Annotated in this window: 3 protein-coding genes and 2 tRNA genes; 3 read left to right on the forward strand and 2 right to left on the reverse strand. The window is 60.8% G+C overall.

Annotation, left to right across the window (positions count from 1 at the left end; genetic code table 11):
- Window positions 1-111 precede the first annotated feature (111 nt).
- On the reverse strand, window positions 112-762 hold the full coding sequence (locus Q0341_RS12905; protein ID WP_299514028.1) for a glutathione S-transferase family protein: 651 nt from the start codon (window positions 760-762) through the stop codon (window positions 112-114).
- Between the two features lie 63 nt (window positions 763-825).
- Window positions 826-1,533 carry an HAD-IA family hydrolase gene (locus tag Q0341_RS12910; protein ID WP_299514030.1) on the reverse strand — a complete coding sequence of 236 codons (708 nt, stop codon included), beginning with the start codon at window positions 1,531-1,533 and terminating at the stop codon, window positions 826-828.
- 19 nt (window positions 1,534-1,552) lie between these two features.
- Here Q0341_RS12910 and hemH point away from each other — a divergent pair, with 19 nt between their 5' ends.
- The 3 genes from hemH to Q0341_RS12925 all read left to right on the forward strand — a co-directional run bounded on the left by hemH (window position 1,553) and on the right by Q0341_RS12925 (window position 2,937).
- Window positions 1,553-2,641 carry a ferrochelatase gene (gene hemH, locus Q0341_RS12915; RefSeq protein ID WP_299514032.1) on the forward strand — a complete coding sequence of 363 codons (1,089 nt, stop codon included), beginning with the start codon at window positions 1,553-1,555 and terminating at the stop codon, window positions 2,639-2,641.
- Window positions 2,642-2,704: 63 nt separating this feature from the next.
- Window positions 2,705-2,781: transfer RNA gene (locus tag Q0341_RS12920), tRNA-Pro, on the forward strand.
- Between the two features lie 79 nt (window positions 2,782-2,860).
- Window positions 2,861-2,937, forward strand: a tRNA-Arg gene (locus Q0341_RS12925).
- Window positions 2,938-3,183 lie beyond the last annotated feature (246 nt).

The following is a 3,183-nucleotide window of genomic DNA, read 5'->3' on the forward strand; positions in this document are numbered from 1 at the left end:
CATCAGTCTGTTGCAACGCCCTCAATGGGGGCCATCAACAAAGCCATGCGCGCCACCACGGCGTTTCCGGTTTGGCTTCCAGTTCAGACCGGCTCAGCGGCGTTCGGTGAGTTACTTCATCCTCCGCGCCTGCGCCTGAGCAGGCCGATCCACACAAAGTTTCAGCCAAACCGACACCGCCGGGTATTGCGCCAGCAGCGCTGCCGCTGGGCGCACCCAGCTGGCCACGCTGGCCACGCACACATCGGCCACGGTGAAACGGTTGGCAGCCAAGTAGGCTTCGCCTCTGGCTTGTTGGGCTTTCAGGTGCTTATCCAGCACGGCCAGCGGCACTTTCAAGCGGCTTTCGGCCTTGTCGGCCAGCTCGGGTTTACGCTGGTCTTCGGGCATGGCCATGCGGTGCATCAGCACGGTGAGCGCATCGCTCTCCAGCTCGGACACCGTCCAGAAACTCCAGCGCAAGGCTTCGGCTTCTTCGCGAGGCGAGGCAGGTGTGATCGACTGGCCATCGGCTTGGCCGTGCACGCGGGCGATGTAGAGCGCGCAGGCCATGCTTTCCCAAACGGTCACTGCGCCTTCTGGGCGCTCGTCGATCAGGGCCGGACTGTGACCGTTGGGGTTGATTGTCAAAAACTCAGGCGAGCGCGTGGCACCGCCCGTGTAGGGCATGGGGATATGCTCAAAAGGCACGCCCAGCTCCAAAGCGGCCCACAAAGGACGGACTGCGCGTGATGCGCCGATGCCGTAAATTTTCAAAGTCATGTCCGTCTCCTGATGAAATGTCGCGGCTCGAAAACAAGGCATGCCGGACCGTGAAGGTCCGACCTACGCAAGGTAATCAGGCCAACTGGCGCACAGCGAATGCAAATCGCGCACTTCCAGGTGCGGGCGCGTGTCGCCGTGGGTCCAGTCATGGCCTTCGCGGTTGAGCCAAGCCACTTGCATGCCTGCGGCCAGCCCCCCCACGCAGTCGGCGTGTGCGTCATCGCCAATGTGCAACACTTCGTGGAGCTGCACGCCCGCCGCTGCGGCGCCCGCCACAAAAATGCGCAGGTCCGGCTTGGCCACACCCAGCGACTGGGCGCTCACACTGGCATGGAAATGCTGGCCAATGCCCACGCGGTGGACATCGGCATTGCCGTTGGACAAAGCAACGATTGGGTACTTGGCACTCCAAAAACCGAGTGCAGGCAAGGCGTCATCGAACAGATCCACCCTCTGCCGCTCGGCAAAAAACACCTCAAAAGCGGGTTCAGCCAAGTCCACAGGGTCACCGGCTTGCTGCAACAAAGCGCGTATCGACTGCAGGCGCAAAAACGACAAATCGTGCGCCTGAGCGGCATAGCGGGCATTGATCTCGGCGCGAACCGCTTGCTTCAAAGCCGGATCGGCCGACAAGGCCGCCGTACCGGGCGCATGGGCAGACAGCCAGGCCTGCAAAACAGCTTCGGCACGGCCAATCGTGGGCCAAACAGGCCACAATGTGTCGTCCAAATCGAGAGAAATGGCTTTGATTCGGGAAATGTCAATCATGGTGGTGGGAGAATACCGCATGGCATTCAACAAAGAACCCTCTTTCCAACACGGTCAGGCCGCCCGCACAGCGGTGCTGTACTGCAACCTGGGCACGCCCAGCGCCCCCACGGCCCCTGCCCTGCGCAAGTACCTGGCCGAGTTTCTGGGCGACAGCCGCGTGGTGGAGATCCCCAAACCCATCTGGTGGCTGATCCTGCACGGCATCATCTTGCGCGTGCGCCCGGCCAAATCGGCCGCCAAATACGCCAGCATTTGGACCGAGCAAGGCTCGCCCCTCAAAGCCTTCACAGAACAACAAGCCCAGTCGCTGGGCACCGCCATGCAAGAACGTGGAAGCCATGTGGCCGTGCGCTACGCCATGCGCTATGGCCAGCCGTCGATCCCAGCGCAGCTCGACGCCTTGAAAGCCGAAGGCGTGCAGCGCGTGCTGATCGTGCCCGCTTACCCGCAATACAGCGGCACCACCACCGCCAGCGTGTTCGATGCGGTTTACCGCTGGGGCCTCAAAACCCGGCTGATCCCCGAGATGCGCTTCGTCAACCATTACCACGACGACCCGCGCTACATTGCCGCGCTGGCGCAAACGGTGCGTGAACACTGGGCCACCCACGGCCAGGCCGAAAAATTGGTCATGAGCTTTCACGGCGTACCCGAGCGCACACTGCAGCTGGGCGATCCCTACCACTGCGAATGCATGAAAACCGGCCGACTGCTGGCAGAAGCGCTGGGCCTCTCCAAAGACCAGTTCAAGCTCACCTTCCAGTCGCGCTTTGGCAAGGCCAAGTGGCTAGAGCCCTACACCGAGCCCACGCTGGTGGCCATGGCCGGTCAAGGCGTCAAAAAAGTCGATGTGATCTGCCCGGGCTTCACCAGCGACTGCCTGGAAACGCTGGAAGAAATCCAGCAAGAAGCGCAAGAGGCGTTTTTGCACGCGGGCGGCGAAAGCTTCAGCTACATCCCCTGCCTGAACAACCACGCGCAGTGGATCGATGCCCTGGTCGACATCAGCCTGGACCACATGCAGGCTTGGGATCTGTCTGAGCCTGACACCCAAGCCCTTGAGGCCAGCCGCCAAAGTGCGCTGGCGCACGGGTCCAAAAACTAAACCGGATATTTTTAAACGCCGCCCCAGATCCCCCCTCATTTGGGGGTTAGAATACGGCTCAGTCGGAGCGTAGCGCAGCCTGGTAGCGCATCTGCTTTGGGAGCAGAGGGTCGCGAGTTCGAATCCCGCCGCTCCGACCATTTCATTCAATGCCCAACCAGCGCATTGACACCGTTGAATCCAACAACAAAGGCCCATCAAGGGCCTTTTGTGTTTCTTCTGCCCGTAGCTCAGTTGGATAGAGCAACAGCCTTCTAAGCTGTGGGTCACAGGTTCGATCCCTGTCGGGCAGACCATCCTCCCCCAAAGCCAAGGTCACATGCGCTTGGACGCTCCGCCACAAGATGCGGATAATTTGCTCATATCGCAACAAACACCAAAACTGAGCATGCACCACAGATCCCTTCAATCGCGTTACCTGCAAATTCTGGAAGGCCACCATCCCGGGGATCGGTGGAGCCGATTCAGCCTGATGTTCATCACGGTGCTGGTGCTGGCCAACATCGTCGCGGTGGTGTTGGCGTCGGTACCTTGGATACAAA

The sequence above is a fragment of the uncultured Limnohabitans sp. genome (assembly GCF_937889215.1).
In the GTDB taxonomy this organism is placed as follows: domain Bacteria; phylum Pseudomonadota; class Gammaproteobacteria; order Burkholderiales; family Burkholderiaceae_C; genus Limnohabitans_A.